The sequence below is a fragment of the Buttiauxella sp. AC038 genome, from assembly GCF_979253565.1.
The window spans coordinates 1,899,331-1,926,002 of the sequence record NZ_CEEDCQ010000001.1; the positions used below are offsets into that span (position 1 = coordinate 1,899,331).

At 47.5% G+C, this 26,672-nt stretch carries 33 protein-coding genes and 1 tRNA gene; 12 read left to right on the forward strand and 22 right to left on the reverse strand.

Features of this window, described 5'->3' with window-relative positions:
* The first annotated feature begins 4 nt into the window (after positions 1–4).
* A complete protein-coding gene (locus AC0IXI_RS09020) occupies positions 5–367 on the forward strand; it encodes a PHP domain-containing protein (protein ID WP_471682287.1) in 363 nt (120 codons plus the stop codon).
* A 38-nt stretch (positions 368–405) separates the two neighbouring features.
* Positions 406–888, forward strand: a complete 483-nt coding sequence (locus tag AC0IXI_RS09025) for a PHP domain-containing protein (protein ID WP_471682288.1) — start codon at positions 406–408, stop codon at positions 886–888.
* Positions 889–1,014: 126 nt separating this feature from the next.
* On the opposite strand, the gene AC0IXI_RS09030 is transcribed toward AC0IXI_RS09025, so the two are convergent.
* The 4 genes from AC0IXI_RS09030 to mdtM form a co-directional block, all read right to left on the reverse strand.
* Positions 1,015–1,257 (reverse strand): hypothetical protein, encoded by a 243-nt coding sequence (locus tag AC0IXI_RS09030; protein ID WP_471682289.1) that lies wholly within the window; start codon positions 1,255–1,257, stop codon positions 1,015–1,017.
* 23 nt (positions 1,258–1,280) lie between these two features.
* On the reverse strand, positions 1,281–1,538 hold the full coding sequence (locus AC0IXI_RS09035) for a YjhX family toxin (protein ID WP_134186456.1): 258 nt from the start codon (positions 1,536–1,538) through the stop codon (positions 1,281–1,283).
* 303 nt (positions 1,539–1,841) lie between these two features.
* Positions 1,842–2,588 carry an SAM-dependent methyltransferase gene (locus AC0IXI_RS09040; RefSeq protein ID WP_134186458.1) on the reverse strand — a complete coding sequence of 249 codons (747 nt, stop codon included), beginning with the start codon at positions 2,586–2,588 and terminating at the stop codon, positions 1,842–1,844.
* 189 nt (positions 2,589–2,777) lie between these two features.
* Positions 2,778–4,004 (reverse strand): multidrug efflux MFS transporter MdtM, encoded by a 1,227-nt coding sequence (mdtM, locus tag AC0IXI_RS09045; RefSeq protein ID WP_134186460.1) that lies wholly within the window; start codon positions 4,002–4,004, stop codon positions 2,778–2,780.
* Positions 4,005–4,706: 702 nt separating this feature from the next.
* Between mdtM and AC0IXI_RS09050 the strand changes: the two genes are divergently transcribed.
* Positions 4,707–5,516 carry a sugar-binding domain-containing protein gene (locus AC0IXI_RS09050; RefSeq protein ID WP_243839646.1) on the forward strand — a complete coding sequence of 270 codons (810 nt, stop codon included), beginning with the start codon at positions 4,707–4,709 and terminating at the stop codon, positions 5,514–5,516.
* Positions 5,517–5,549: 33 nt separating this feature from the next.
* Here AC0IXI_RS09050 and AC0IXI_RS09055 read toward each other — a convergent pair whose 3' ends face one another.
* From AC0IXI_RS09055 to AC0IXI_RS09075, 5 genes are all read right to left on the reverse strand, one after another.
* Positions 5,550–6,554: a GRP family sugar transporter gene (locus tag AC0IXI_RS09055; RefSeq protein WP_413498777.1), complete on the reverse strand. Its 1,005-nt coding sequence runs from the start codon at positions 6,552–6,554 to the stop codon at positions 5,550–5,552.
* Between the two features lie 160 nt (positions 6,555–6,714).
* Positions 6,715–7,362, reverse strand: coding sequence for an L-fuculose-phosphate aldolase (locus AC0IXI_RS09060; protein WP_134186466.1), 648 nt, complete (start codon positions 7,360–7,362; stop codon positions 6,715–6,717).
* A gap of 43 nt (positions 7,363–7,405) precedes the next feature.
* Positions 7,406–8,509, reverse strand: coding sequence for an S-methyl-5-thioribose-1-phosphate isomerase (gene mtnA / locus AC0IXI_RS09065; RefSeq protein ID WP_134186468.1), 1,104 nt, complete (start codon positions 8,507–8,509; stop codon positions 7,406–7,408).
* Positions 8,510–8,518: 9 nt separating this feature from the next.
* On the reverse strand, positions 8,519–9,796 hold the full coding sequence (gene mtnK, locus AC0IXI_RS09070; RefSeq protein WP_134186470.1) for an S-methyl-5-thioribose kinase: 1,278 nt from the start codon (positions 9,794–9,796) through the stop codon (positions 8,519–8,521).
* 228 nt (positions 9,797–10,024) lie between these two features.
* Entirely contained in the window at positions 10,025–10,237 is a 213-nt protein-coding gene (locus AC0IXI_RS09075; protein WP_461336307.1) for a conjugal transfer nickase/helicase domain-containing protein, read from the reverse strand.
* A gap of 56 nt (positions 10,238–10,293) precedes the next feature.
* Here AC0IXI_RS09075 and AC0IXI_RS09080 point away from each other — a divergent pair, with 56 nt between their 5' ends.
* The gene (locus tag AC0IXI_RS09080; protein WP_413498779.1) at positions 10,294–10,515 is read left to right on the forward strand and encodes an NUDIX domain-containing protein; all 222 of its coding nucleotides are present in this window, start codon (positions 10,294–10,296) and stop codon (positions 10,513–10,515) included.
* A 402-nt stretch (positions 10,516–10,917) separates the two neighbouring features.
* Here the strand turns inward: AC0IXI_RS09080 and AC0IXI_RS09085 are convergent, their stop codons facing one another.
* The 4 genes from AC0IXI_RS09085 to mtfA all read right to left on the reverse strand — a co-directional run bounded on the left by AC0IXI_RS09085 (position 10,918) and on the right by mtfA (position 12,615).
* Positions 10,918–11,202, reverse strand: a complete 285-nt coding sequence (locus AC0IXI_RS09085; RefSeq protein WP_134186474.1) for a phage integrase central domain-containing protein — start codon at positions 11,200–11,202, stop codon at positions 10,918–10,920.
* Between the two features lie 84 nt (positions 11,203–11,286).
* Positions 11,287–11,481, reverse strand: coding sequence for an Arm DNA-binding domain-containing protein (locus AC0IXI_RS09090; RefSeq protein ID WP_134186476.1), 195 nt, complete (start codon positions 11,479–11,481; stop codon positions 11,287–11,289).
* Between the two features lie 160 nt (positions 11,482–11,641).
* Positions 11,642–11,717: transfer RNA gene (locus AC0IXI_RS09095), tRNA-Asn, on the reverse strand.
* A gap of 100 nt (positions 11,718–11,817) precedes the next feature.
* The gene (gene mtfA, locus AC0IXI_RS09100) at positions 11,818–12,615 is read right to left on the reverse strand and encodes a DgsA anti-repressor MtfA (RefSeq protein WP_413498781.1); all 798 of its coding nucleotides are present in this window, start codon (positions 12,613–12,615) and stop codon (positions 11,818–11,820) included.
* An 801-nt stretch (positions 12,616–13,416) separates the two neighbouring features.
* Here mtfA and drpB point away from each other — a divergent pair.
* From drpB to AC0IXI_RS09115, 3 genes are all read left to right on the forward strand, one after another.
* Complete coding sequence (gene drpB / locus AC0IXI_RS09105; protein ID WP_064512143.1) at positions 13,417–13,653, forward strand: cell division protein DrpB; 237 nt, start codon at positions 13,417–13,419, stop codon at positions 13,651–13,653.
* 104 nt (positions 13,654–13,757) lie between these two features.
* Positions 13,758–14,462 carry a phosphohydrolase gene (locus AC0IXI_RS09110; protein ID WP_064512078.1) on the forward strand — a complete coding sequence of 235 codons (705 nt, stop codon included), beginning with the start codon at positions 13,758–13,760 and terminating at the stop codon, positions 14,460–14,462.
* 97 nt (positions 14,463–14,559) lie between these two features.
* Positions 14,560–15,981, forward strand: a complete 1,422-nt coding sequence (locus tag AC0IXI_RS09115) for a DNA cytosine methyltransferase (protein WP_134186938.1) — start codon at positions 14,560–14,562, stop codon at positions 15,979–15,981.
* 56 nt (positions 15,982–16,037) lie between these two features.
* Here AC0IXI_RS09115 and AC0IXI_RS09120 read toward each other — a convergent pair whose 3' ends face one another.
* Positions 16,038–16,556: a hypothetical protein gene (locus AC0IXI_RS09120; protein ID WP_471682290.1), complete on the reverse strand. Its 519-nt coding sequence runs from the start codon at positions 16,554–16,556 to the stop codon at positions 16,038–16,040.
* A 445-nt stretch (positions 16,557–17,001) separates the two neighbouring features.
* Here AC0IXI_RS09120 and AC0IXI_RS09125 point away from each other — a divergent pair, with 445 nt between their 5' ends.
* Positions 17,002–17,499 carry a very short patch repair endonuclease gene (locus tag AC0IXI_RS09125; RefSeq protein ID WP_134186482.1) on the forward strand — a complete coding sequence of 166 codons (498 nt, stop codon included), beginning with the start codon at positions 17,002–17,004 and terminating at the stop codon, positions 17,497–17,499.
* A gap of 4 nt (positions 17,500–17,503) precedes the next feature.
* On the opposite strand, the gene yedA is transcribed toward AC0IXI_RS09125, so the two are convergent.
* Positions 17,504–18,421: a drug/metabolite exporter YedA gene (gene yedA, locus AC0IXI_RS09130; RefSeq protein ID WP_064512074.1), complete on the reverse strand. Its 918-nt coding sequence runs from the start codon at positions 18,419–18,421 to the stop codon at positions 17,504–17,506.
* A gap of 205 nt (positions 18,422–18,626) precedes the next feature.
* Between yedA and AC0IXI_RS09135 the strand changes: the two genes are divergently transcribed.
* The 3 genes from AC0IXI_RS09135 to dgcQ all read left to right on the forward strand — a co-directional run bounded on the left by AC0IXI_RS09135 (position 18,627) and on the right by dgcQ (position 21,702).
* Positions 18,627–19,541 carry a DUF808 family protein gene (locus tag AC0IXI_RS09135; protein WP_134186484.1) on the forward strand — a complete coding sequence of 305 codons (915 nt, stop codon included), beginning with the start codon at positions 18,627–18,629 and terminating at the stop codon, positions 19,539–19,541.
* Between the two features lie 92 nt (positions 19,542–19,633).
* The gene (locus AC0IXI_RS09140; protein WP_134186486.1) at positions 19,634–19,813 is read left to right on the forward strand and encodes a YodC family protein; all 180 of its coding nucleotides are present in this window, start codon (positions 19,634–19,636) and stop codon (positions 19,811–19,813) included.
* A gap of 212 nt (positions 19,814–20,025) precedes the next feature.
* Positions 20,026–21,702, forward strand: coding sequence for a cellulose biosynthesis regulator diguanylate cyclase DgcQ (gene dgcQ, locus AC0IXI_RS09145; protein ID WP_471682291.1), 1,677 nt, complete (start codon positions 20,026–20,028; stop codon positions 21,700–21,702).
* A gap of 5 nt (positions 21,703–21,707) precedes the next feature.
* Here the strand turns inward: dgcQ and AC0IXI_RS09150 are convergent, their stop codons facing one another.
* Together AC0IXI_RS09150 and yodD are read right to left on the reverse strand one after the other, a co-directional pair.
* A complete protein-coding gene (locus AC0IXI_RS09150; protein ID WP_471682292.1) occupies positions 21,708–22,523 on the reverse strand; it encodes a mannosyl-3-phosphoglycerate phosphatase-related protein in 816 nt (271 codons plus the stop codon).
* Between the two features lie 405 nt (positions 22,524–22,928).
* Complete coding sequence (gene yodD, locus AC0IXI_RS09155) at positions 22,929–23,144, reverse strand: YodD family peroxide/acid resistance protein (RefSeq protein ID WP_064512069.1); 216 nt, start codon at positions 23,142–23,144, stop codon at positions 22,929–22,931.
* A 131-nt stretch (positions 23,145–23,275) separates the two neighbouring features.
* Here yodD and dsrB point away from each other — a divergent pair, with 131 nt between their 5' ends.
* Positions 23,276–23,464 carry a protein DsrB gene (gene dsrB, locus AC0IXI_RS09160; RefSeq protein ID WP_064512068.1) on the forward strand — a complete coding sequence of 63 codons (189 nt, stop codon included), beginning with the start codon at positions 23,276–23,278 and terminating at the stop codon, positions 23,462–23,464.
* Positions 23,465–23,520: 56 nt separating this feature from the next.
* On the opposite strand, the gene rcsA is transcribed toward dsrB, so the two are convergent.
* The 5 genes from rcsA to fliO form a co-directional block, all read right to left on the reverse strand.
* Entirely contained in the window at positions 23,521–24,144 is a 624-nt protein-coding gene (gene rcsA / locus AC0IXI_RS09165) for a transcriptional regulator RcsA (protein ID WP_134186492.1), read from the reverse strand.
* A gap of 334 nt (positions 24,145–24,478) precedes the next feature.
* Entirely contained in the window at positions 24,479–25,264 is a 786-nt protein-coding gene (gene fliR, locus AC0IXI_RS09170; RefSeq protein ID WP_064512066.1) for a flagellar biosynthetic protein FliR, read from the reverse strand.
* Complete coding sequence (gene fliQ / locus AC0IXI_RS09175) at positions 25,261–25,530, reverse strand: flagellar biosynthesis protein FliQ (protein WP_034458225.1); 270 nt, start codon at positions 25,528–25,530, stop codon at positions 25,261–25,263. The genes fliR and fliQ overlap by 4 nt, the downstream gene beginning before the upstream one ends.
* Positions 25,531–25,541: 11 nt before the next feature.
* Positions 25,542–26,279 (reverse strand): flagellar type III secretion system pore protein FliP, encoded by a 738-nt coding sequence (fliP, locus tag AC0IXI_RS09180; RefSeq protein ID WP_134186494.1) that lies wholly within the window; start codon positions 26,277–26,279, stop codon positions 25,542–25,544.
* Complete coding sequence (fliO, locus tag AC0IXI_RS09185; RefSeq protein WP_064512064.1) at positions 26,279–26,671, reverse strand: flagellar biosynthetic protein FliO; 393 nt, start codon at positions 26,669–26,671, stop codon at positions 26,279–26,281. The genes fliP and fliO overlap by 1 nt, the downstream gene beginning before the upstream one ends.
* Position 26,672: the final 1 nt, after the last annotated feature.

Sequence of the window (26,672 nt, forward strand, 5' to 3'; positions counted from 1 at the left end):
ACTCATGGAAAAGATCGACCTACATATGCATTCCCGTTATAGCGATGATGCGGATTTTCCCGTTGATGTGTTAATCGCGCGCTGTAAGGCGAATGGCGTGAGTACTCTGGCAGTCACTGACCATAACAGCGCTCACTCGGTGGCAGAAGCTAAGGCATGGCTATCATCCGATCTGAATGTGATATCCGGTATTGAGATTGATTGTACCTTTGCCGGGAATAACTACCATTTGTTGGGCTATGGTTTCACTCCCAGTGATGATTTTGTTGAGATCCACAACAATTTCAACGCAATTCAACGGGAATTGACGCCGAAAAAACTCGCAAAGCTGCGCGAGTTGAATTTTTTCTTGATGAAACACGTTTAGCAGAGGTTTGTGGCGATACCATTCCTCAAGAAGAACAGATGGGAGAGGTGATTCTCGAAGATGAGCGCAATGACGGCCACCCATTGCTGTTGCCATATCGCACTGGCGGTGCCCGGGCGGATATGCCGCTGATTAATTTTTTCTGGGATTTCTTTGGCCCAGGCAAAGCCTGCCATTTACCGGTTACGTTTCCTCCAATGAACGAGATGGTTGATGTGATTCGCCATAATGGCGGGATACCGATTTTGGCCCATATCGGCGCTAACGTTAAGCAAGATCATACGCAGGTTATTGAAGAGATGCTGAAAATTGGTGTGATGGGCGTTGAGGTGTTCTCAAGCTACCATTCACCGGAACTGACCGATCAGTTATATGACTTTACCGTTAGCCGTTCGGCATATGTTACCTGTGGCAGTGACTTTCATGGGCGTAACAAGCCAAAAATTGAAGTCGGGCAATGTGTTTACGAGCCTTACCAACTGGCTGAAATTAAAAGATTCATTTCTTGCGTAAGTGCTTGATTGTTTTATTTAGTCTGCCCTGAAATTATTGTTCCAGATGATGTATGTACCCGAACACTTTAAAGATGCAGGTGCAATCACCTCGCCCTCTCCCTCCACAGTAGGGAGAGGGCGTTAAGGGAAGGATTACTGCTGGGTATGCGCTAAAAGCGTATACAGCTTGCCTTGAAACGTGTCACTTGTGGGCCAGGCTGAAGTCTCTATCCGCTGTGGTTTTTGAAAGCCACATTCTGTCAGTAGCTGCTGGTATCCGTTATCCTGCCATGCCGTCATTTGGCTACCGAAGCGCGTTACCGCGCCATTTTCTTCTACGGCCCAGAATAATGTTGAGCTTGTTTGCGTGGCGTCATCCCAACCGTGTTGCGTCAACAGCTGATATCCATATATTTTCCTTAACGGTTGTCCAGTTGGGCGCGAACGTTGTTCAGCCCCGTGGTGTTAATACGGTACGGCTGACCATTCACGGACTTGATAAGCTTCTTGGTTTTAAGTTTTTTGAACACGACGAGTGTGCAGTCGCTGAGCAATAGCCCTTCGCGGGTGTAGCATTCAACGGAAGTGATGCGGCCTGAAGTATCGCGGATGTGCGCAATACGTCCACCTTTGGCGAGAACGTGTAAGGTGCGTTGTTCCTGACGGGATAAATTCATACTGGAAAACCCTGTTAATCATCATGTGCAAAACGTGCAAACACACAGCGGTGTCCGCATTCGATTTCGGCGCATTGATAATCAGTCCGGCCTGAAAAGGTCGGGAAGCTGATTATCTGATGATTACATTCTCCAGCATCAAAGCCTCGGATTGAGTTGAAAGGTATTTACCGGTTAATTCTATCACAGGATTTTTATGCAGGAATGAGGGAGTCTGAAAAGTGTGATCCGCCAAAGGAAAGCGGGTGGCGTTAGCCACCCGGAGGAAAACCTCAGTTCAGAAAATAAACGCCAGTATTGACATTACCGTGCCATCAGGGCGAATACGCCCCATCCCAGGTATTCACGCGTATAGGTGACGTGGCGTTCAGGCCATATTGTTAATTGTGTCCTGACTTCTTTCGCAAAGTCATCGTTAGGGTTGGCTTCAAGCCAGCGGCGCATCGTAAGCCACTTGGCCGCTTCGTATCTGTCCCAGCCTTCCTGGTCGGCCAGGACCATTTCTACAATGTCATAGCCGAGCTTGTCGAAAGAGCTGACAAATTCAGGAAGGGTGAGAAAATCGGAGATAGAAGTGGCTCCGCATGATTTGGCTATCTCTTCCGTCGGCGGTAACTGACGCCACCAGGGCTCGCCGATGAGGATAATCCCATTAGGTTTTAGGCTCTTGGTCAGAAGCTCAATAGTGCCGGTGACGCCTCCACCAATCCAGGTAGCACCCACGCAGGCTGCTACGTCGCATTTTTCTTCGGCTACGTAGCCAGTGGCGTCGTTATGAATAAAATCGACACTACCGGTGACGCCAAGTTCTTCTGCGCGTTTTTTGGCTTGCGTGCTGAATAACTGGCTCATGTCTATGCCGATACCGGTGATCCCGAAATCACGTGCCCAGGTACAGAGCATTTCACCTGAACCACTGCCGAGGTCGAGCACCCGGGTACCTGGCTCCATGCGTAGCACGTTGCCGAGCGTGGCGAATTTTTCGGGCGTGAACGGGTTATGAATACGGTGAGCACTTTCACTAATGTTGAAAATACGTGGGATGTCCATTTCAGAGTTCCTTTTACTGGGTTATTTAATTTGGTTATCCCTTAGAGATGCGTGATCCGAAAAGGGAAAGTGGCTGGCAGGTCATTGGTGCCCAGCATGATATAAGAAAACATATCTCCTCCTTACCAGGGGTAACTGAAGCGAGAAATCCTCGCTCGCTCCGCATTTAAAACTGCTCCGTTATCCATTTTAGTCGCCTTGCAGATAAGTTTTATGCAGGTGTTGATAACGCAGCAACCGTGACAGGAATAAGACCCCCGTAACACCCGCGACCACTGCCAGCAGATGAAAAGGGATACGCCCTCCGGCTTCAAACCACAGCCAGCGAGCCAGTTCAACGGACGCGGCGCAAATGCTCAACACAACAATGTTGAGTGATGCTGATACCGTTCCTTTCGGAAGCTCGTTTGAGAATAAAGTAAAACGAAAGAGTGTCGGGAAGATGAGCCCGATACCAAAAGCATAGATACTGGTTCCGCCTGCTGACCACAACCAGACGTGCGGATAAACGATATTGCCGATAATCAATGTGGCCAGGCCGAGCAACTGGATGGGGACTGCCTTCCAGATAAAACGCGCAGAGGTAGGATCGTCGATAAACTTAACCACGACCATATTCGCCAGGATCACGGCACTAAAAACCGGTATCTGAGTCCAGGCAAATTGTGAAGTTGTAAGCCCCCCATGTTCGATGAGTATCACGGGGGATACTGCCACCCAGCTCATTATCGGTATGTAACATAACGAGATGGTGACTACACCGTTGAGGAAAATGCTGTTGCGAAACACCTTTCTAAAATCATGGAGTACGCCAGATACGCTGAATGGCGTGCTTTTTGCGCCTACCGTATCTGGCATGTTAAACAGTAATCCTGTCCATGCGATGAGCCCCATTAACCCCGTGATCCCAAACAACGCTTTCCAGTGAACGAAATGCATCAACGTAGCCCCTGCCAACGGACCTATAATAGGGGCGATGAGCACCACCGATGTGATGATAGCCATGAGTTGAATGCCCTTTTTTTCACCAAAGATCTCCTGCACGGATACGTATCCAACGGTGGCGATGAAGCAGATGCTGGTTCCCTGAATGAATCTTGCTATCAGATATTGCGTCATTGAGGTGGTAAACAGTGTGGCAAAACAGGCCAGGGTAAAAATCATTGCCCCGGTGAGTAGTACCGGTCGACGGCCAACGCGATCGGACAGTGGCCCAAGCAGCCACTGCAATACCATACCGCCAGCCATGTACAAACTAACGGAAGCGGGAGCAAGCCTGACATCGGCATTGAAATCCCGGACCACATCAATAATTCCGGGTTGGATCATGTCGGTACTCAGATATGCAGCAAATTCATAAAGAATCAATGCCAGAGGAAATAAACCTATGCTTAGGGTGTTCTGTTTTCGTGACATATTTTAATGGGCTCATCCGGGAGTCAGTTTTAAATATATATTTAAAATATTACTTTTATTCCTTCATAGTACATTATGTAACATAATTTATATTATTACCATTGGTTTTAGTAAGGTTAACTAGTGTAATTAATAGTTAAATAACTGTTTCTTATTCTATAAAATATATTTTAATATTAAAATTAACGATGCGGAATTAATATATTTATGAGTTTTATAAAGTAATTTTAGAATATTATTTTGTTGCGTCAGCAGAGAGTGACACTTCATCATTGCTGTTTCCGTGTTGCTGAGGTATCAAGGCGGCAACGTTGTAGAAAATTTTCAGATAGCGATGCCGTTAAAAGTCCTTTTAAAACAGTCGATAATAATGTTAGTAACCCCGCCGGGATGCACATTCTTTAGGGGATTAGGCGTTCCAATAATCGGTTTGCAGCTGTAAAGTAGTGGTTAATATTTGAAAGCACTTTGTCCGGCGCTGCTGTGATGAAGTAAAGACAAACTGGGATAACAAAAGTGGATATCGGACTGCAAAACGGCAGCTTGTTCAAAGATGACCCTGTACTGCATGCGACGTGGCTGTACTATCAAGAAGGGAAGAGCCAGAGTGAAGTCGCGGCATTGATAGGTGTGTCCAGAGTGACGGTGGTTAAGTACCTGCAGACAGCAAGAGAGAGCGGTCTGGTGCAAATTAACCTTGATATGAATGTCTTCGGGTCTATCGATGCCTCTTTGCGCATCCGCGAAAAATTTGGTCTGCATCAGGTTATTATTGTGCCAGACGGCGAGCACGTCGGTAAGCGTGACGATGCACAGCTCATGCGAGAGAGGCTCTCACGTGCCGGGGGGATGTACCTTAATCAGGTGATAGAAAACAATGATGTGCTCGGTGTTGCCTGGGGGAGAACTATCCACCAGATGAGCAAAACCATGACGCCAAAATCGTGTAAAGGCGTTACGGTCATCCAGATGTTGGGGTCTATGCCTTCGCAGCCCGATCTCACCATTATCGAATCCTCTTCCCAGATTGCTTATAAGCTTTCTGGTCGTGTTGCGTCTTTGCACGTGCCTGCCGTGGTATCGAGTGCCAGGCTTGCTATGGAATTGCAGGCAGAGCCAATCATCTGCTCTAACTTTGATGTGTTAACCCATTGTACCAAAGCATTTTTTGTTGTTGGAAACGCACTGGATGAAAACCCCCTGATTCGCGTCGGCGTGTTAAGTACCAAAGAGATGCAAGCCTATCGTGATTCAGGTGCTGTGGGCGTGATTTGCGGGCGGTTTTACGATAAAAACGGCATGCCGATTGTGATGGATGTTGATCAACGAATACTCGGGATCAGTCTTGCTCAGTTGCGGTTAATTGAACGAAAAATCTTCCTGGCGGGTGGTGAGCGGGGATACGCCGCCACGTTGGGCGCATTGCTTGGCGGTTATGTTACCGACTTGATTGTTGACGAAGGTACCGCCGAATTTTTACTGACGTGTGAATTGCCCTCTGCGAAATCCTGAATGATGCCCCACCGTGAGGGTGGGGCCGAATGCTTACTGATTGGCGGCGATGATAAGGATAATCCCGATGATATATAAGATAAACATGGCAAAGATCAGCTTATTGGTACCGGCTGGCGCTTTGGCAAACTCGCGCCAGATAAAGACGCCCCAGATGACGGCTATCATGGTGGCGCCTTGCCCAAGTCCATAGGACACGGCGTATCCTGCCTGGCCGGAGGCAATCAGACTAAAGCCCAGACCCACACACCAGATAATTCCACCAATTCCACCGCAGAGGTGATCCCGGAAGCTACCCGAAAAATACATTTTTCCATTGACCGGTTCACCGGTTATTGGCTTTTTCATCACCAGCGTGTTGAAAACAAAGTTGGATAAAAACAGCCCCACAGCAAACAACACCAGTGCTGAATAAGGCGTCATTAAACCAGCAACCGGTTCACTGAAGTTGTCCGACATGGACGCGGCCAGGAAGCGGAAAAACCAGCCCATAATGATCCCCGCGAGAATTGCGGTGATAAGCCCCTTGTTTCGACGGGATTTGTCTGATTCCTGCGTAACACGACCATAGGCGATGGCGGTCAGGATAATGGCGACAACAATACAGGCAACGCCCAGAAAGAGGATTTGGGCATCCCCCTGAGGGTTGCCGATATACGTGGTGATAACACCAAGTGCCAAGGCCAGACCCACACCCACCGGGAAGGCAACCGCCATACCGGCCAGGTTGATTGATGCAACCAGCAGGATATTCGAGATATTAAAGATGATACCGGCGAGCAATGCCGCGAACAGACTACCGGCACCCGCCTGCTGAATATCTGTTATAAAACTGCGACCAGACTCTCCCATCGACCCGAGAGTAAAAGCGAAAAGCAGGGAGCACAGTAACAGGCCAATCGAATAATCCCAGTAGAAAAGTGGAAATGCCCAGTTTTTATTGCTGACGAGTTTCGTGGTATTTGCCCACGATCCCCAGCAAATCATGGTGATGAAACACATGATTATTGCAACGGTATAAGACTCCACGATAAACATAAGTAACTCCTTGTGGTAGCTATAAATTATTGCTTCTATATAAGACCCCACGACAAACATAAATAACTCCCTGTGGCAGTCGTAATGATTTCCTATGGATAAAAACTGTGACATCCGCCATTTAAGGTGGTCGTCGTGTCTTCATAGAAGTTTTAAAATTTTACTTCTCAGTTTTTAAACCGTAATTTTTAAATTTTCCGATAACCTTTTTCATTTCGTCAGCCGGGAGTACGGGAGGAGGGGCGTGTAACCCACCTACTTTTAAATACAGTTCGGCGAGCGTTTCAGTTTCGCCAGCAAGCCACAGTGCTTTTTCCAGATTAATTTCCATGGCCAGCATGCCATGGTGTTGCATTAATATTGATTTGCTTTCTTTTATTCCGCTAAATACACTTTCTGCCAGTTCTTTAGTACCAAACGTATCATAAGGAATGCATGGAATATGATCGGTACCGGTTACCGCTACCATGTAATGAATCGCTGGAATAGCGTGGTTCATTATTGCTACCGCTGTTGAATTGACGGCATGCGTGTGGATCACGGCATTGAGTTCACCTCTGGCCCGGTAGCAGGCCAGATGAAACAACCATTCACTGGACGCTACTTTGCCGGGTTCAGATACACCATTCTCATCCACATACACAATCATTTCTGGTGTGAGTTTGACGTATGGAATACCGCTGGGCGTGATCAGCATACCGTCCTGATAGCGGACACTGACATTTCCTGAGGTGCCCTGATTGAGACCTGTGGCATTCATTTCCAGACAGGTATCAATAATATTTTGCGCTAACGAATTTCTTTCCATTTGAGATCCTTACAGCAGTGGGGAATTCCCCACTGCTGGTCTGTTATGCAAAATTCGATTTCAGGTCGCCAAACATATCAGCCAGCGCGGTTTCACTGGCGGTACACACGCCCCGTTCGGTGATTAAACCGGTGATGTATCTGGCAGGGGTGACATCAAAGGCGTAATTCCCGCATGCCGTGCCTTTCGGTGCCGTATCGACCCAGCTCAATTCACCTTGCGGATTAATGCCGTAAACATGCGACTGCTCTTTTCCGCTGCGTTGCTCGATTGGGATTTCCTTTAATCCGTCCTTAATGGTCCAGTCGATGGTGGGGGAAGGTAAGGCTACGTAGAACGGTACATTATTGTCATGAGCCGCCAGCGCCTTCAGGTAAGTGCCGATTTTATTGCAAACATCGCCGCGGGTTGTGGTGCGGTCGGTACCCACGATACACAGGTCGACTTCACCATGTTGCATCAGGTGCCCGCCGGCGTTATCGGCAATCAGCGTGTGCGGTACGCCATGTGAACCCAGCTCAAAAGCAGTCAGTCCGCCCTGATTACGTGGCCGTGTTTCATCCACCCAAACGTGAACGTTAATCCCCGATTCGTGCGCCTTGTAGATGGGAGAGAGTGCCGTACCCCAGTCCACAGTGGCCAGCCACCCCGCATTGCAGTGCGTCAGAATATTCACCACGCTGCCTGCGGGTTTCTTCTGAGCAATAGCGCGAATAATGTCGGCACCGTTTTGCCCGATTTTTTCACACAGGCCGACGTCTTCATCAGCAATTTCTGCCGCCAGTTGCCAGGCGGTTTTCACACGTGCTGCTGGCGGTGTGCTTTGCAATATGGCAAGTGTTCTATCCAGGGCCCACTTGAGATTAATGGCCGTAGGACGGGTTTTGATCAGCAGGTCATAACAGCGCTGCAGGTTTTCATCGCTGGTGTCTACTTTCATGCCCAATGCCATACCGTAAGCTGCCAGCACGCCAATCAGAGGTGCACCACGTACCCACATCTCCTTAATTGCAGTGGCCGCCAGTTCAACGGAAGTAAGCGCTACCACCTCAAATTTGAAAGGAAGTTTGGTCTGATCGATGATTTCTACCGCTTCTCCATTATCGGAAACCCAGACCGTTCGGTAGTGTTTACCACTTATATTCATAATTCCCTCTTAACGTGCTTTAGCAAATTGACCAACAGAAGACATATTTTTAAACAGGCGGGCGTTAACAATAAGTTCGCGTGCCATTGCAAGTGCGCGGCGTTCGCATTGCGCACGTAAATCAGCGTCATCAATCAGTTTGAAATCGGCTACACCGGCGAAACCAATAATCCGTCGGTTCATTTCCATACCGGCATTGACCAGGGTGTCTTCAAAGAGTGTCGCGAGGAATTGGTCCTGCGCTATTTCCCGTGCGTTATGATCCAGGTCGTTATCCGGGCACTGCTGATAGATTTCGACAGGCCAGGCTTCACCCTGTGTTTTTTCATTCCATAGCTGGCGGAAGTGAGTGGCAAAAACAGCCCAGGTTTCTTCCATCTGGCCGATTAACCAGTGTTGATACTCTTCACACGCCTGTGCTGTGGCATCCCAACCCGGCCGTGAGAAGAAGGCGAGCAACAGGTTGCCGATATAGTTTCCGATATCGAACGCCATTGGCCCCATAAAGCCAAATTCTGGGTCGATAATTTTGGTATCGCTTTCGGTTACCATAATTGAGCCAGAGTGCAAGTCGCCATGTAACAGTGCCTGCGCTTCAGTCATAAACTTGAATTTGTAACGCATCGCGACTTGAATCATTTCTTTGTCGTTCCAGACTTTCTTCATGTCAGCGTCAAGTTGTGGTGACGTCCAGTCGTTTCGTTTTGCTGGGTAGTACGGCTCAGTGAAAATCAGATCTTCAGTGATCTTGCACAGTTCGTGATTAAGGGAGAATTTAGCGGTAAGCGCTTTTTTCTTCTCCGCCGCCATTCCGATATCGGAGGTATAAAAAAGCGTTCTGGCGATGAAAGTGCCGACATCCCGTGCGAGATTCGGGAATTTTTTCCCGGCGATCAGCTCCTTACGCAGGATGACGTGCGGAGTCAGGTATTCCATGGCAAAAAGGGCCATTTCCTGATCGTAGAAATACACTTCGGGCACCAGGTCGTGGCCGGCGAATTGCGCTTCATTACAGAGTACGTTGTATTCGAAGCCTGCACGGGTCAGGGATAACGGCCAGTCTTCTCCTCCGGCCCGTAGCCAGGGCAGAGCTTGCTTCACAATGATGGTTTTCTCTAAACCTTTCACAATGAAAACCATATTCAGGTTTCCATCACCGACTTCTTCCACCTGCCACTGGTCGGGTGTTCCTCCAAGCTTAAGTGCGCCGGGAAGCTTTCTGGCGAGATAATCGGGCAATGTTTCATTCGTCTGCGGTTTGTAACCTGCGGGTATAGCGTTCGACATGATAGATCTCCTTTCTTTTCTCAAGATGCTTTGATAATTCGCTTCGCTGCTTGTGCTCCTTACATGTGCTGACTATATCTTGTCATGTGTAAAACATGATGTGACATATGTTTGGTTTTTAGATCATTTTATAAAATTGAGTAGATGGATTGAATTTAGTGGTTATTGTAACGTTTTCTTGTAGTTAGTGGTTGTGGTGTGGGTTTTTCGTTGTTTTCAAGTGTAAAATTATACGGTCATTTGTTTTGCGTGGCGAGGGTGGGATGCAGCGTAACTGCGAAGCGGCAGCTCTGTAAATATCACCAATGGATCCTGCAACAAATACCCATGCAACTGTCGTGATTTACGTGGTCCGGTGACGTCACACATCCAGATATTCAGGCCGCTGGGGTGCTTGCGGTGTAGCTGTGCATCTATCACTGCAACTTCATCCTTCGTCATCGACAGGTTCTGGTGCTTGCCGTTACTTAGGCCAATAACCTAATCATCCCGTTGGTTTGAACATCAGTAGGAAACTCGTCAGGCGTTCCAATCCGCCTGATGCTGGACTGTGGGGGGGGCCGGGTGGGAAAATTGATGCAGGTGAAACTATCGAAGAGGCCGCAGTCCGTGAAGTATACGAAGAAACCGGACTGGAAGTGGTGAGCCAGTCGAGGGAAGCCCTGCTTGAAGCTTTTGACTACGATGGGCCGGTTATCTTCGTTACCACTATCTTATGATACCGCTGCTGTGCATGTATCAGAGTGGTATGCCAGTTGCCGCATCGGACGTTTTTGCTGTGCGTTGGTTTAACCACTTGGATTTACAGAATAAATCTTACATATTCAGCGAGGGGGTCGTTCAACTGGCCTGCAAAGCGATAAATAAAAATAGTCAGACCTGCATATGACACGCTCTGGATATCACGTCAGTTATTTTTGAAATGGTAGGGCGCAACGTGAGTCAGCTGATTAGCATCGAGATAATCTACCCAGCACTGCATCATTTTTGAACCTCGCTCGGAATAGCGGACTCCGTGGAGGGATTCACGGATACTCGGTATGGTCCACAGGGCATTATCAAAATCTATTTCATCCCAGCGCGCAAAGCGCAACTCACTGGAGCGCACAAAGATATAGAGATTAAACAGCACGGCCAGCCGGGTTGTATTTGATTATCTGGTTCTGAACCGCGTAGCGCATGATACTGACAAGCCGTTGCTCTAAACGCAGTGCCACCTCAAGAAATTCTCTCTCTTCAACATTTTTCAAAACCGCGATCAGAGCAGCCGTGGTGATAGCCTGTTGTCCAGGGTACGGAAAGAGATAGATTTCGAGATTTCTGAGTATGCGGTTCGTATGATGAGCAGACCAGGTGCGATTGCTCTTGTGCCAGTTACGTGCGGCTTCTTCCAGCGGGTCTCCCAACTTTCGGGCTTGTTTTTCAGTGAGGCGCAGTTTGCTGGGGTCAGCACTCAGGCTTAGATGGGTACGGGAATCGTCACGCCGTTTTCAGGCCTGAGCAAGAGATACTGTGGGGTATGCTCCGAAAGCGAGCTTCTTCTCTTTCCCCGCATAGCGGTATTTGAGATACCAAAGTTTTGAACCGTTGGGTTTAACAAGAAGGTACAACCCTTGACCATCTGCCATTTTGAATGGCTTAGTGCAGGGTTTGGCATTACGAATAGAAGTATCATTCAGGGACATTGGGGATCTCGACTAAATCGAACCGGACAGGCCCTAATAAAGCCCCCAAATGAGTTGGCAGTCAACCACACTATATGGAACCGAGAAGAACCCGATTTTTATATAATGTGTTGATTTTCAAACATCTATGGTATTCGCTGGAATACCAAAGAACTAGAATTGGCTCCTCTGACTGGACTCGAACCAGTGACATACGGATTAACAGTCCGCCGTTCTACCGACTGAACTACAGAGGAATCGTTTGAACGAGGCAAATAGTAGCTTCAGGTTCCAAAAGAGTCAATGATAAAAATAACACATTGATTCAAGTGATTAAATTAAACCCAGCTTGCTGAATTAATGCACCGTATTTCCATTGGATGACTCGAAGTTTTCACTCTCACGTAACCGTAATAACGGGTCCTGACCATAAAACTGGCAAAAACGCTGATAAAGTGAAGGGAAACGAGGCGCCAAAAGCTCTGGGGCACTGAAAAAATACTCTGAGAGCACGGCAAAACATTCTGCCGGTTCAGATGCCGCATAGGCATCAATACTGGCGGCGTTTTCTCCCACCATATCAATTTCGTCCTGGATGTTACCCATTGCCGCCTGGAGATCGTGTTCCCAGCCCGCAACATCGCGCAGCGCTATCAACGGAACGCCGCTGGCACGATCGCCATTACGCATATCCAGTTTATGCGCCACTTCGTGGAACACCAGGTTAAAGCCAGAAGCGTCAAATGAGTCCTGCACATCAAGCCAGTTAAGAATGATGGGACCTTGCTGCCAGCTTTGACCAGACTGAACAACGCGTTGGTTATGTACCAGGCCAATGTCATCTTCCCATTCATCATCCACTACGAATGGAGCAGGGTAGATGAGGACTTCATGAAAACCGTCCAGCCATTCGATACCAAGCTCAAGCACTGGTAAACAAAACAGTAACGCAATCCGCACGCTTTTTAGTTCATCAAGCTCAAACCCCTGCAAAGGCACCAGCCGTTTTTGCTGTAAAAACCGGTCAGCCAGAAGGACCAGTTTTTTTTGCTCAGCAGTCGTGAGCGTTCCCAGGACCGGAATGGCTAAAGCCTGCTCCCACGGCAGTACCGTGACAGCGGATGAATCATTTGATTTCCAGGGCCACTTAATCATGTTACTCGCTCGCAATGTCATCTCTTGAACGGAAAACTACTATACCGTGACTGTGAAAATGCCGCACTAGTGGGGCACATGGCAGCGACCAGAACAGGACCGCCGAGAGATGGGTTGCACCCTATATCTCTGTGCCATTATTCAAACACTTACCACTTTTTCTTTCAACGACGCGGGTCACAGCTTGGGCGGGAAGCCATAAAATTATTTCACCCCTCAATGTTTGCAGTAGAAATATATGTATCAGCTATATGAACGCACGTTCCGGGGAGATCCTGGGGTAGGGGGGTTGCGAGTTGCCAGACTGCATCTATAGTCTGAGCATTTGACAGGGGAGCCCGCAGGTATTCGAAGTCTAATTAGTATTATTATCGATATCTATTGCCTGCATTTTTATAATCCAAAATGTCTTTTTGTCTTATATCTCTAATTTAATCTAACCGGATAAACTAAGAGCTAATATTTTTGAATGCATTCATGATTTTTGTTGTTGTTTTTACTGGACTTTAATTCAGTTGGGTATTGTTTTGGTGTTTGTGCTTAAAACTGGCTGGATATTAAGTTAACAATGTCTAAAATTACATATTTATAAAATCGTTCAATAAGTGACCTTATGTTTGCGGGTTGTTAATTTGGTGAGAAATGACATGATATATTACAATTTTAGGAATTATCCTGATTAAAAACAGCTATTTCATGCTGTTAAAAAACAATGAAAATGTGATAAAAATCACACCCATGGAGATGCTCCACCTATCTCAATACATCAGCTAATTAATTGAGGGACATATGTCAGAGGTTATGGACGAAAAACCGACTCGTACTCCGGGCGGAAAATTGGCGCTGTGGTTGTTTTATGGATTTTGCCTGTACACGGTTTGGGCTGTGGTACGTTACTTTTGGGTTGTCAGTGACGTAACCGGTGGCGATATGGGATCGCTCGGTGGAAAGTTGCTTGGCGCCTTAATGGGGTTATTAGTTCTGGGATCGGTTGCCGCCTTATTAGGTGGTTTGGCCTGGTATACGCGGGCCAGGTGAATAAAATCGTGCCAATGTGGTCTGTTGTCAGCGCTTTACTTGCTTATTTTGTGATCTTGTACTCATATTAAGTACCGGGTCCAGCTGCGAAGTGAGGAGTACGTATGCCGATAGCCCACTGGCAAGAACGTTTTGATGAGTATTTGCAACACAACTGGTTGCAGGACGATAAAGCCCATGATGTGGCACATTTTCGTCGTGTATGGAAAACATCACAGCAGATCATGGAAACCACAGAGGCCGATAGGCTGGTGGTCCTAACCGCGTGTTACTTCCATGATATTGTCAACTTGCCGAAGAACCATCCTGAACGTCATCTTGCTTCCACACAGGCCGCTCAAGAGACTTTACGTATTCTGGATGCTCACTTTCCCGACTTTCCGCATCCGTTATACGATGCCGTTGCACATGCTGTGCGCGCTCATAGCTTTAGCGCCGGGATTGCACCTCAAACACTTGAAGCGAAAATTGTGCAAGATGCCGATCGTCTGGAGTCTTTAGGAGCAATAGGACTTGCGAGGGTTTTCTATACTTCTGGTGCGTTAGGGCGACCACTGTTTGACAGCGAAGATCCACTGGCATGCCATCGCGAGCTGGATGATGCCACTTATGCCCTTGATCACTTCCAGAAAAAGTTACTTAAATTGCCTGATACCATGCAAACCGAGGCAGGGCGTGCGCTGGCTCTTCTTAATGCAGATTTCTTGGTGAATTACATGGCCAAACTTTGTGCTGAGTTGAAAGGTGATTACTGCGGTATTGAGCAGGACGTTGTGCATCAATTTTCTTCCCAAAAAATTCCCTCTTAAAATTAAATAGATGCCCGCATGGTTGCGGGCTGTTCTGATTCTCTCTGGGTCAAATCAGTGATAGAGTGACACTCTATTTTCCCTGCTATGGTTCATGATGAACGACTTCGACACTATTGCCGTGCAAATCTCACAACAATCCCTCCGCCAGCAGCAGCAACAACTAGAAGAAGACTACGCACTCGTGAGCCACATTCTGGAAATCTATGACCAGAAGACAGTGGCGCACCATTTGCGTCAGGTGAGCGGTGACTGGACTCGTGAATCGTTAAACCGCTGGTTTAACCGTAAATCGTCTCCGCGTACCTTGACGCCTGCTGAAAGCGAAATGCTGCAAAACATGTTGCCGCCATTGCCAGCGCATCATGGGAAATACGCATTTAAATTTGTCGATTTATTTGCCGGGATTGGCGGAATTCGTAGCGGTTTCGAAGCAATTGGCGGCGAATGTGTATTTACCAGCGAGTGGAACAAGCACGCGGTACGTACTTATAAAGCCAACTGGTATTGCAGCCCGGAGAATCATCAGTTCAATCAGGATATCCGCGATGTCACTTTGAGCCATCGTGACGATGTCAGTGATGAAGAGGCTGCGGCACATATTCAGGCAACGATGCCCGATCACGATGTTTTGCTGGCGGGTTTCCCATGCCAACCTTTTTCTCTGGCTGGGGTGTCGAAGAAGAATGCATTAGGGCGAGCACATGGGTTTGCTTGTGAAACGCAGGGCACATTGTTCTTCGATGTCGCGCGCATTATTGATGCGAAACGTCCGGCAATTTTTGTGCTCGAGAACGTTAAAAACCTCAAAAGCCATGATAAAGGCAACACCTTCCGTATCATTATGGAAACCCTCGATAGCCTGGGTTATGAGGTGGCTGATGCCGCAATAATGGGGGCGGGGGATCCAAAAATTATTGATGGTAAAAACTTCCTGCCACAACACCGTGAACGTATTGTGCTGGTAGGTTTTCGTCGCGACCTCAATCTGCATAAAGATTTCACATTAACTAAACTCAGTGAGCTATATCCTCAACGCCGCCCAACCTTTGGTGAATTACTGGAACCTTCTGTCGATAGTAAATATATTCTGACGCCAACGCTGTGGAAGTATCTTTATTATTACGCCAAAAAACATCAGGCGAAGGGTAATGGATTTGGTTATGGATTAGTTGATCCCCAGAACCCCGCAAGTGTGGCCCGCACATTATCAGCCCGGTATTACAAAGATGGCGCGGAAATACTTATCGACCGGGGATGGGATAAATCTCTTGGGGAAGCCGACTTTGACAACGCAGATAATCAGGTTAACCGCCCCCGTCGTTTAACGCCCCGCGAATGTGCGCGTTTAATGGGTTTTGAAGCGGTTCAAGGCAATGCATTCCGTATTCCGGTTTCGGATACTCAGGCTTACCGACAGTTTGGTAATTCAGTGGTGGTGCCTGCGTTTGCTGCGGTCGCCAAACTGCTTGAGAGCACAATAAAATTGGCGGTTAAAAATCGCACTTATAATAAGTGATTAACTTTGGGGTCATATGGCAATAATACGACCCCAAATTTCTTAAGCACCGAAAATTAATTTGCGCGATTCTGTCTCTGTTTCTCAATGCTGACTCCATATCTGGCGGTCACGATGCCAGTCTGGAATTCCATCGTTTTTATTTGCTCAAAGGCATCGTTGCCATCTTTAACATCCATATCCAGAAGCTGTGCACTTAGCGTTTTAACTAACAGCTCGCCATTTCCTTTGTGCTCATAGCTCGCACCTTCAATGCAGGATATTGTTGCCAGGCGGTCAAATAGCTGTAAATCTTCGGACAGAAATGCCGTCTCTGTCATTTTCGTGCCGGTTTTATGTTGCCACAAATTGACCATTGCACTGCGATAAGTCTTTGGCGCTACAGTTTTGCAACTCTTCACAATATCAGCATCGAGGATTGCGGCCTGTGAGATAGGATTGGCCTGTCCATCAATGGCTTCATTCCAGTGAGCCATATAATCCAGAGTAATATTATTTTCCACGTCCCCAGCCCATGTGCTGAATACGCCACTCAACAACAAAGTTGGGATGAATAATGCTTTGTATAGCTTCATGTTATCGTCTTAAAAAAGCCCAGTCCGGGCATAAAAAGTTAATTAGAATATTTGATATAATGAAGAGCTGTTACATGCCAACAAAATAATGCAACTGATGTTAACAACTTGAGTTTTTCTTCTTCATAATGGGTGCTACGGAATATAGATTGCCATTTTAATTCTACAGATCAAAGTTGAAATTATTTCAAAAGTGGCTAAATGATGAGCGGGAATTGGTGTATTTTTAGTTGATACATGATGTTAGGAGAATAGTTGCTGTCGTGGAATGTCCAAAAGTATACATAATTAAATTCAGCGATATTCATTTTCGGCAGCGAAAATAATTTTCCTATTAAATCATTTTTAATTATTCGCAGCGGAGCCCTTCTTTTTTATAACGTATGTTATGTGGTTGTTGCTAATATTGGTCTGAGTATATTAATAACGAGTAAGAGAGCCGCTAATGGTTGATGTGCATAGTAAGGCGATTCGCAGCAAAAACATGCGCGCCATTGCAACGCGTGACACGGCTATTGAAAAACGATTGTCTGGTTTATTGAGCGATTGTGGCTTTGCGTTTCGCGTGCAGGATGACTCGCTTGCTGGTTGTCCGGATTTTGTTATTGATGAGTATCGCTGCGTTATTTTTGCTCATGGCTGTTTCTGGCATCACCACGACTGTTATCTGTTCAAGGTTCCGGCAACCCGCACCGAGTTCTGGCTTGAGAAGATAGGTAAAAATGTGCAGCGCGATAAGCGAGATATACAGCTTTTATTGAACGAAGGTTGGCGGGTGCTTTTAGTCTGGGAATGCTCATTGCGTGGGCGCGAAAAACTCAGTGATAGCGCGCTTTGCGAACGGCTTGAAGAGTGGGTCTGTAGTGGTGGCAATCACGCGCAAATTGATACGCAGGGAATACATGCATTAAATGAAAGCGGGTGGCAAGCGCCACCCGAATGAGAGATCACTTCTCTATTTCACACGCCGTTACTACCGGCTTTGGGGGCAACAGATATTTCCCCAACGTCACCAGCACCACCGCAAAAATAATCACCCCCAGCGCCAGCCATTCTACTGGCGACAAGCTTTCCCCGGCAAAACCCGTACCTAAAAGCACTGCCACTACTGGGTTGACGTAGGCATAACTGGTTGCCACCGCAGGTGCCACATTACGAATCAGGTACATATAAGCGCTGATCGCAATAATAGAACCAAATAGTGAGAGATAAGCTACCGCTATAAAACCTGCTGGTGTAGGCATTGCAGTCAGGCGTTCACCGGTTAACGCGGAAGCGACCAGCAACACGACACCTGCCGCAAGCATTTCAACCGCGCCTGCCATCAAGCCGGTTGGCAATTCAATACGCGACCCGTATACCGAACCAAACGCCCAACTTAAGGAGCCAATCAGAATTAACAACGCGCCCCAGGGATTGCCACTCAGGTTTCCACCGCTATTAAGTAACACAATGCCAGCAAGCCCAATGGCAATGCCTAGCCATTCTAGTTTGCGCGTTTGAATGCCAAACAGTCGGCTAAAGCACAAGGTAAAGAGCGGAACCGTTGCGACCATGACTGCGGCAATACCCGAGGGAACATGCTGATGTTCTGCGACGGTCACAAAACCATTGCCAACGGCCAGCAACAACACGCCAATTAACGCGGCATTAAGCATTGGGCGCATGGCGGGTAACTTATGGCCCCGCAGTAATAAAACGCTCATCAACAACACACCAGCAACCATAAATCGCACGCCAGCCATCATAAATGGCGGCCAGCTTTTCACGCCTACGGCGATAGCAAAATAGGTGGAGCCCCAGATGATGTACAACGCAAATAATGCAGCAACCAGCGGCAATAACTGACCAGAACGAACGCGCATGTTTCCTCTCTTTACCCTTCCTGCAACTCGAATTATTCAGGGTAACTAACGCTAATAGAGCTAATAGTTAACGTCAAAACTATCTTTCTGGCGAGGATTTTACTTGTTTGTAGAATGTTAATTTTTATTGACAGATGAGTTTGATTTTCGCCAGCTAAGTTTTGTTCCATACTATTGAGTAGACAAACAAAAAAGGATGCTCATTTTGGCTGGAAGTAGCTTACTAACGTTGCTGGATGATATCGCCACTTTGCTGGACGATATCTCGATGATGGGGAAACTGGCGGCGAAGAAAACTGCCGGGGTATTGGGAGACGATTTATCCCTTAACGCACAACAAGTTTCAGGTGTACGGGCAAACCGTGAATTGCCGGTGGTGTGGCAAGTCGCGAAGGGGTCGGCCATCAATAAGCTGATCCTCGTTCCTCTGGCTCTTATTATTAGCGCTTTTGCACCGTGGGCTATCACGCCGTTATTAATGATTGGCGGCGCTTTCTTGTGTTATGAAGGCGTGGAAAAAGTCGTTCACACGCTTCAGGCCCGTAAGCACAAGGAAACACCGGAAGAGCGCCAGAAGCGGTTAGATGATATTGCCGCGCAAGACCCGATGGTTTACGAAAAAGACAAAGTGAAAGGTGCGATTCGTACCGACTTTATTCTCTCGGCTGAAATCGTAGCGATTACGTTAGGCATTGTCGCCGACGCGCCTTTGCTCAACCAGGTGTTGGTGCTATCGGGGATAGCGCTGGTCGTGACGATCGGGGTGTATGGCCTGGTAGGAATCATCGTTAAGCTCGACGATCTTGGTTTTTGGCTGGTTGAAAAAACCTCGGTTATCGCACGCGGGATTGGCAAAGGGTTATTAGTGCTGGCACCGTGGCTGATGAAATTCCTCTCGGTTGTCGGAACTCTGGCTATGTTTTTGGTCGGCGGCGGCATTCTGGTTCACGGTATTCCGGTCCTTCATCATGCCATTGAAAACTGGGCGCAGAAGGTGGGTGGAGCCGTTCATTTACTTGGGCCAACCGTAGCAAACCTGGTTATCGGTTTTGTCATTGGCGCCATTGTGCTGGTAGTCGTTAATGGCATAAGCCGCCTGCGCGGGCGCACAGTTCACTAATTTTTTGCGTAAATTTGCCTGGTTTGCCAGGCAAAACACCAGGTCATTGTCTATAACTGTAGAAGTTTTCACCCCTGATACAGGAGGCAGTTATGGTCTTTATGGTCAGCGATGAAGTCCAACCTAAGAATGGTGGCCCAAGGATGATTGTTACCGGGTTTTCCAGCGGTATGGTGGAGTGTCGTTGGTATGATGGTTTTGGTGTAAAGCGCGAGGCCTTCCGAGAGGATGATTTGGCCCCACTGGCAACAGGGGGCGGCTCGCAAGGATAAGCCTCAAATGCCCTGTCATTGATAGGGCATTTTTATTTCCTGATTACCTTTCGTTTTGAGGGTAATATAATTCCTATGAATATATTTACCCTTAGTAATAATCCTGAGTGGTCATGTATTCTCTACATATTAGAACCGACCCATGACCTGGGTGTCATGGCACCGGCAGTGTTGACAGATTTTAGATGATTGCGGTTTCAGGGAGAGTGTTAGTGTTAGGCAATGCATTACAACGCGTGATCGGCCGCTTCAAAAATCCGCAAAAGGTCGTTAACCTTTGTTTTATCTTCGTATTTTTGTTCTCCACCGTGTTGACATGGCGAGAGGCAGTGGTACTAGAAGGGGCTTATGTCGCCAACCAGCGTAATAGTCTCGATAGCGTTGCCACTTTGCTTGACCGACAGCTCCAGCACAGCATCGACAATCTGCTGTTTTATCGCAATGCGATGCTGTATGCGCTGCAATCCCCGATCTCAACGGATAGAACCCGCAAATCCCTGGCCGATTTTGATACCTTGCGTACCCAGCCTTTCTGGCAATTGCGCCTCGATTTAAGCCGCAGTTTGCCGATGAGTGGCGTATCTGATGAATTTGTAAACAAAAGCCCATTGCTCGACCGAGATGAGCATACGCTTCACTCAGAATTAAGCTCGGCGCTGGAATTAAGTTATATCATGCGCTTATCCGACAGTTCCGGGAAAATGCCACAGCGCATGTTCTATGCCTCGCGCAGCGGGTTCTTTTTGACGAACACGCCGCCCGCAAACGATCCGAATATCGTCTCGCTTTACTACCGCTTGATCGCCAGACCCTATTTTTCCTCTCAGTCGCTGCAAAATAACCCACAGCGGTCTTTGAAGTGGACACATACTTTTAATGGCAACGATACATCAGGGCAGATTGTTACCGCTTCGGTCCCGCTTGATTTTAACGGGCGTTGGTATGGCGTACTGGCTCTCGATTATCCTATCGAATCACTCCATAACTTCTTGCGGGAAGCCAAATATGATGACCATGAAGGCACGGTGCTGCTCTACGATAACGAATTAAATCCTATTGCGACTTCGGCCAGGAATTTGCCGCAGCATGAGCTGTTTACCGCACCCCAATTGGCGCGAATTGCCAACGTGGTCACTGCTGCAAAACAGGGGGAAGAGGGTGAGTTGCGTATGGATAGCCGTTTTATCACCTGGGCGAAGCTGAATAACTTTGATGGTTTGCTGGTTAAAGTCCATACCCTGGAAGAAGGGGTTCAGGGCGAATTTGGGCGGATTAGTATTGTCCTGAGCATTCTGTGGATGCTGTTTACGCTTATGCTGTTTGCTTCATGGATGGTGATTCGCCGCCTGGTCAATAACATGTTCAGCTTGCAACAAACCCTGACCTGGCGGGCTAACTACGACACGCTAACTCGTTTGTACAATCGCGGTGCCTTCTTCGAGATTGCGCGTAAATTGTCGCAGGAGTGCGAGCAGCAAGGATTACCTTTCTCGGTGATTCAGATGGACCTTGATCTCTTCAAAAGCATAAACGACAGGTTTGGCCATAGCTGTGGCGACAAAGTACTTATCCATGCGGCAGCGATGCTCAGTGATGCGTTTCGTACGGGCGATATTGCCGGACGCGTCGGCGGTGAGGAGTTCTGTATCGTGCTGCCTGAAACAACGCTGGAAGAGGCGACAAAAGTGGCTGAACGCATCCGAGTGCGCATTAACACTAAGGAATTACTCATCAAGCAAGGCAATACGGTAAGGATCAGTGCCTCATTTGGTGTGAGTAGTTCGTTTGAATTTAGCGATTACGATTTCGAACGCCTGCAAACTTACGCTGACCATCGGCTGTATAAAGCGAAGCAGGGTGGTCGTAATCAGGTCTGTAATCACGATTAAACCGATTACTCAGGGGTGATGAAATGATTGAGACCTTCTTTCCACCCTTCAGGACCGTAGTTCTGGCTGCGATACACGCGCTGTGGGTCGTCCCGTTGCAGCGTCACTGTCTGGCGGCTGTAGCCTTTGACAACCACGGCGTAATCGACGCTATCAAGCAGTAATGCATCGCTCGGGCTGTCCCCCAGACCTATTGTGATGTGGGTTTTCCCTTCGCGTTGTTGAAACTGCTCCTGAAGCCAGTGTAGCGCCTTATCTTTGCCGGCCTGCATATCTAATACATGCCAGAACCGCCCGCCTTGCAGCATCATTAAACCCAGGCTTGCCAACTGGTCGTTAAATGCGGCCATCATTTCTTCGCTATCGCGCCATATTAAGGTTTCAGATGCTTCACTGAGCTTTGCAAGGGCTGCCTGTTTGCGTGTAAGGCCAGTTAATTCACAGAGGGTATTCTCATCGGCGTCGGCAAAGCAGGTGAATTTAAAACCAAATTTCTGCCGTAACTTATCCAGAACAGAAAACAGCTCTTCATGACGAATACCCGTCATCAGACGAGGGTAATCGTCGCTGTCACTCCAGCGTGAATCAAGTTGGATAACCGCCCCGTTTTCAGCAATAAACGCCTGTCCGGTTAATGAAAACTCATTTTGCCACTCAATGATTTCCGCAGCACTTTTCGCACTACACAAAATCAGTGGGATCTCGTTCTGGCGCAAAATGTTAATCCAGGGACTTGCGGCCTCCCAACGGTAGGAATGGTGTTCCAGCAGTGTGCCATCGAGATCTGAAATGATTAATAGCGGATCGTGCAGATGCAGCATGGTACTTCTCCTGAATCCAAAGGCTAAATGATTGGTTGAGTAGGATAAATCTCAATTAAATTCGCAGCCTAATCATTAATGAGTATCCGTATTATTGCTGGAAACCGCTAAGAATAAGGAATGGCGGCACGATTCAGCTAAGTCGTTGCGAAAAATTGAATATTCATAGAACGAATCATTTCATTGTTTTGAAATAAATCTGATGTATGGTGGATGCACATCAGATTTCCTGGTGTAACGAATTTTTCAATTGCTTCTTGCTAACGCAAGTTTAATCCCGGCTTTCCTGCCGGGATTCTTTTATCCACTTCATACTTCAAGCTGCTGAAATCTGATTTGAACGCTGTAAGCGCTGTTCAAAAGGCTGAAGCCTTTTGTCCTGCAACTCGAATTATTTCGGGGAATTCAGCGGTTCACTTCATTAACACTAAAATCGTGTATATCCAGTTCAAAGGCTTCCGCTAATTCGGAATAGGTGTGCCATGTGCGCCCATCGATACTGACTCGATGCGGATCGTCACTCGCACGTGTCACTTCACTTTCGCTAATCTCATTGATGGCCGCCAATAGCGCATCGACATCGATACGTGTGGTTTCATTAAGCTCTTTCGCGGTCTTCATGCAGTCGTCCTCCAGGCTGTACCCGTGTTTAAGTATAGACGCTTAACAAAATGCATAACCTTGCGCATCATGCGATGCGAATGAGTCGTTTTTGATCTACACTGGCACAAAGAAACTTGGAGATTTTTGTTATGAATATCAACGATCGCGTGACAGTCAAAACCGATGGCGGCCCGCGTCGGCCTGGCGTGGTATTAGCTGTCGAGCAATTTAGCGAGGGAACGATGTACCTCGTATCGCTGGAAGAGTATCCGTTGGGGATCTGGTTCTTTAACGAACTGGGGCACCCGGATGGCGTTTTTGTTGAACGCTCTGAGTAAAATATTTGCGGTGGATATCGCTTGCGCTAATCCACCCTAAAACCATCCTGGTCGGCTTAACGCAAATTTACAAAGATACCGTTGGTGACATTATCTGTAAGGCGCACCACATGATAAATCACTTGCTTATTATGTGTCTTTATCTTGCGTTTTATATTCCCTTTGTGCGACGAAACCGTTTTTGCTTTGATATTCATCTGGTCGGATATTTGAATTGTGCCTTGTCCAGACATCCACATTTTAAGCATGCTGGACTCAGTTCGGCTTAATGATAACGTGGGTAAATTAATATGCCCGATGCAGTGAGCATTTTTTGCTAAATATTCTGAAAGTATTTCGTCCAGTGACTCTGGCTTAATAGATTTAGAACTGATCAACAGATTACTACGCACCAAAAGATATTCATCGAAATGAATATTAGCAATTGCCATAAAGACCAGGAATAAAGTACTGGGATGCTGATTAATGATCTGCTTAATTCGCTCGCTGCTTTGAGCGTCATGGATAAAACAGTCCTCATTAATAAACACCACATTGGGTGTCTGGGACTCACAAGCGAGCGCTAAATCCTCAATCGTCTCCACATTGGTCATCTGTCGTTTTCGGATGCCACGGCTGGTTAAATAACCTGTTAACCCCAACCGGGTATAACTGCATAAGTCCATAATGATCGTTGACATAACACCCCCCACCCGTAATTAAGTATTTTTAGGCGTACTAACCTGCATATTTCAAACTGCATCTTTGTTGACCGCACTGACTCGTCACAATCACTTACTGATGTAAGCTCATCGGGACTTATTTTCTTGCAGCCGCGATTCAGCTCGAATTATTTCGGTTACAACTATCTAGTAAAGTTATGTATAATTTGTTAAGAATGCTCTCAAAGTAAAGTGAATGTTACATTATGTGAGATAGCTAAAAGCATATAAGCCGCGCCAGTTATATCCTGGTGGATGTTATTCAAGAAAGCTTTTAGGAATATCCTCAGTAAGACTCCACAAAACCTGGGGGTTAATTCGCGGGAATTTCACTCACAATATCTGAGAGCAAATTAAATACTTCACTAAATAAGTGTTCGGCGAAAGGAGCCATTAAGGGAATTAATGCCGTCATCACCAACATGCCCACAGCAAGTGTCAGCGGAAAACCGATAACAAACACAGACAGTTGTGGTGACATACGGTTTAGCAGACCAAGGGCAATGTTTAGCGTGAGCAACAAAGTGATGAGTGGGAGGGCCAGCATTAAGCCATTGAGGAAGATCATGCCGCCTGCTCGAGTCAGCGCCATAAACGCGTTACTGTTAATCGGATTGCCACCGATTGGCAGGGTGTGAAAAGTGTCGACCAGCATCGATATCAGCCATAAATGGCCGTTAAACACCAAAAAAAGTAACATGGCCAGCATGTCCATAAAACGGGCAAGGACTGGCATATTCAGGCGGCTACCAGGGTCAAAGAAGGTAGCGAATGAGAGCCCCATCTGCAGGCCGATTATCTCACCTGCAGTACGAATGGCGGCAAAGGCAAACTGCATGGTGAAGCCAAGCGCAATGCCAATCAGAATTTGTTGTGCTGCGAGCCAGAATCCGGCCGCCGAGAAAATAGTGACCTCAGTTGCCGGAAGGGTCGGTGCCACTATCCAGGTAATCATCAACGCGAGGCCAATTTTTACCTTCTTTGAAATCGCGCGTTCACTGAGTATTGGTGCAGTTGAAATCAGGGCCAGAATACGAATAAATGGCCAGAACCCCATACTTAATAACGTGAGCCACTGCCCGCTATCAATGTGAATCATCCAATGTTCATCGGGATGTTCGTCAGCAGCGTGCGCATATAATCCAGCAGCAGATTAAGCATCCACGGCCCTGCAACGATAATAGTGACGAACACCGCAAGAATTTTCGGGATAAACGATAGGGTCATTTCGTTTATCTGGGTCGCGGCCTGCAGCATACTGATCACCAGACCTGTCACCAGTGCCACCATCAATAATGGGGCTGCGAGCGCCAAAGCCACTTTCATGGCTTCGGTGCCCATCATCATGACCGACTCAGGAGTCATCTTTTTCCCCTCTAACTGTAGAAACTTTGCGCAAGTGAGCCGACCAACAACTGCCAGCCATCCACCAACACAAACAGCATTAATTTAAAGGGCAGGGCGATAGTTGCCGGTGGCACCATCATCATCCCCAGCGCCATCAGTACGCTTGCGATAACCAGGTCGATAATCAAAAACGGAATGAAGACTGTAAAGCCAATCTGGAATGCGGTTTTCAGCTCGCTGGTCACGTATGCCGGCAACAATATGCGCATCGGAACCACTTCAGGCCCTTCCAGCGGCGGTGTATCTGCCAGGCGTGCAAACAGTGCCAGATCCGCTTCACGGGTTTGACGCAACATAAACTCACGCAGCGGCTTCGAACCTCGCTCGAGGGCTTCGTCCATCTGGATTTTGTTTTCACTAAATGGCTGGTAAGCGTCGGTATAAATTTTGTCGAATACCGGGGCCATAATGAAAAAGGTCAGAAACAGCGCAAGTCCCAACAATACCTGGTTGGGTGGTGCAGACGGTGTGCCCAATGCGCTACGCAGCAGGCCAAAAACAATGATGATGCGTGTGAAGCTTGTCATCATTAGTAGAATCGCCGGCAAAAATGTCAGCGAAGTAATAAATACCAGCGTCTGAACCGGCAGCGACCAGCTTTGGCCGCCGTTAGACATCGGCTGGCTGATAAGGCCGGGTAGTTGTGCAAAAGCGGCTGGCATGACTAACAACAGGCCAAGCAACGAGAAAGGGAGCCAACGTTTCATCAATCTTTCCCGTTACGTTTAAGCAGATTTTTCATCAGACTGTTTTTCATCAATTCGCGGAAATCAGCAGGTGCTGCTGGAGACACAGTTTCGCTCACTATCGCGGCGGGGAGCGTATGCAAATGAGTGATTTGCCCGGCAGTCACGCCGAGCACCAGACGCGCATCTTGCACGTCGACAATCACCACTCGTTCACGCGGGCCAACGCTACAACTGGCGCTGACTTTCATCTCTTTGCTGGAGCCAGTTTTCGGCGTAAAGCCAAAACGTTTTGCCACCCAGGCCGCGAGTAAAATAAAAATGATAATCGCCGTTAATGCGCCGCTCACTTGCACCAACGGAGAGCCGGTGCTGGCAGTGGGTTGTGACTGAACAGTTGCCTGGGTTTTCATG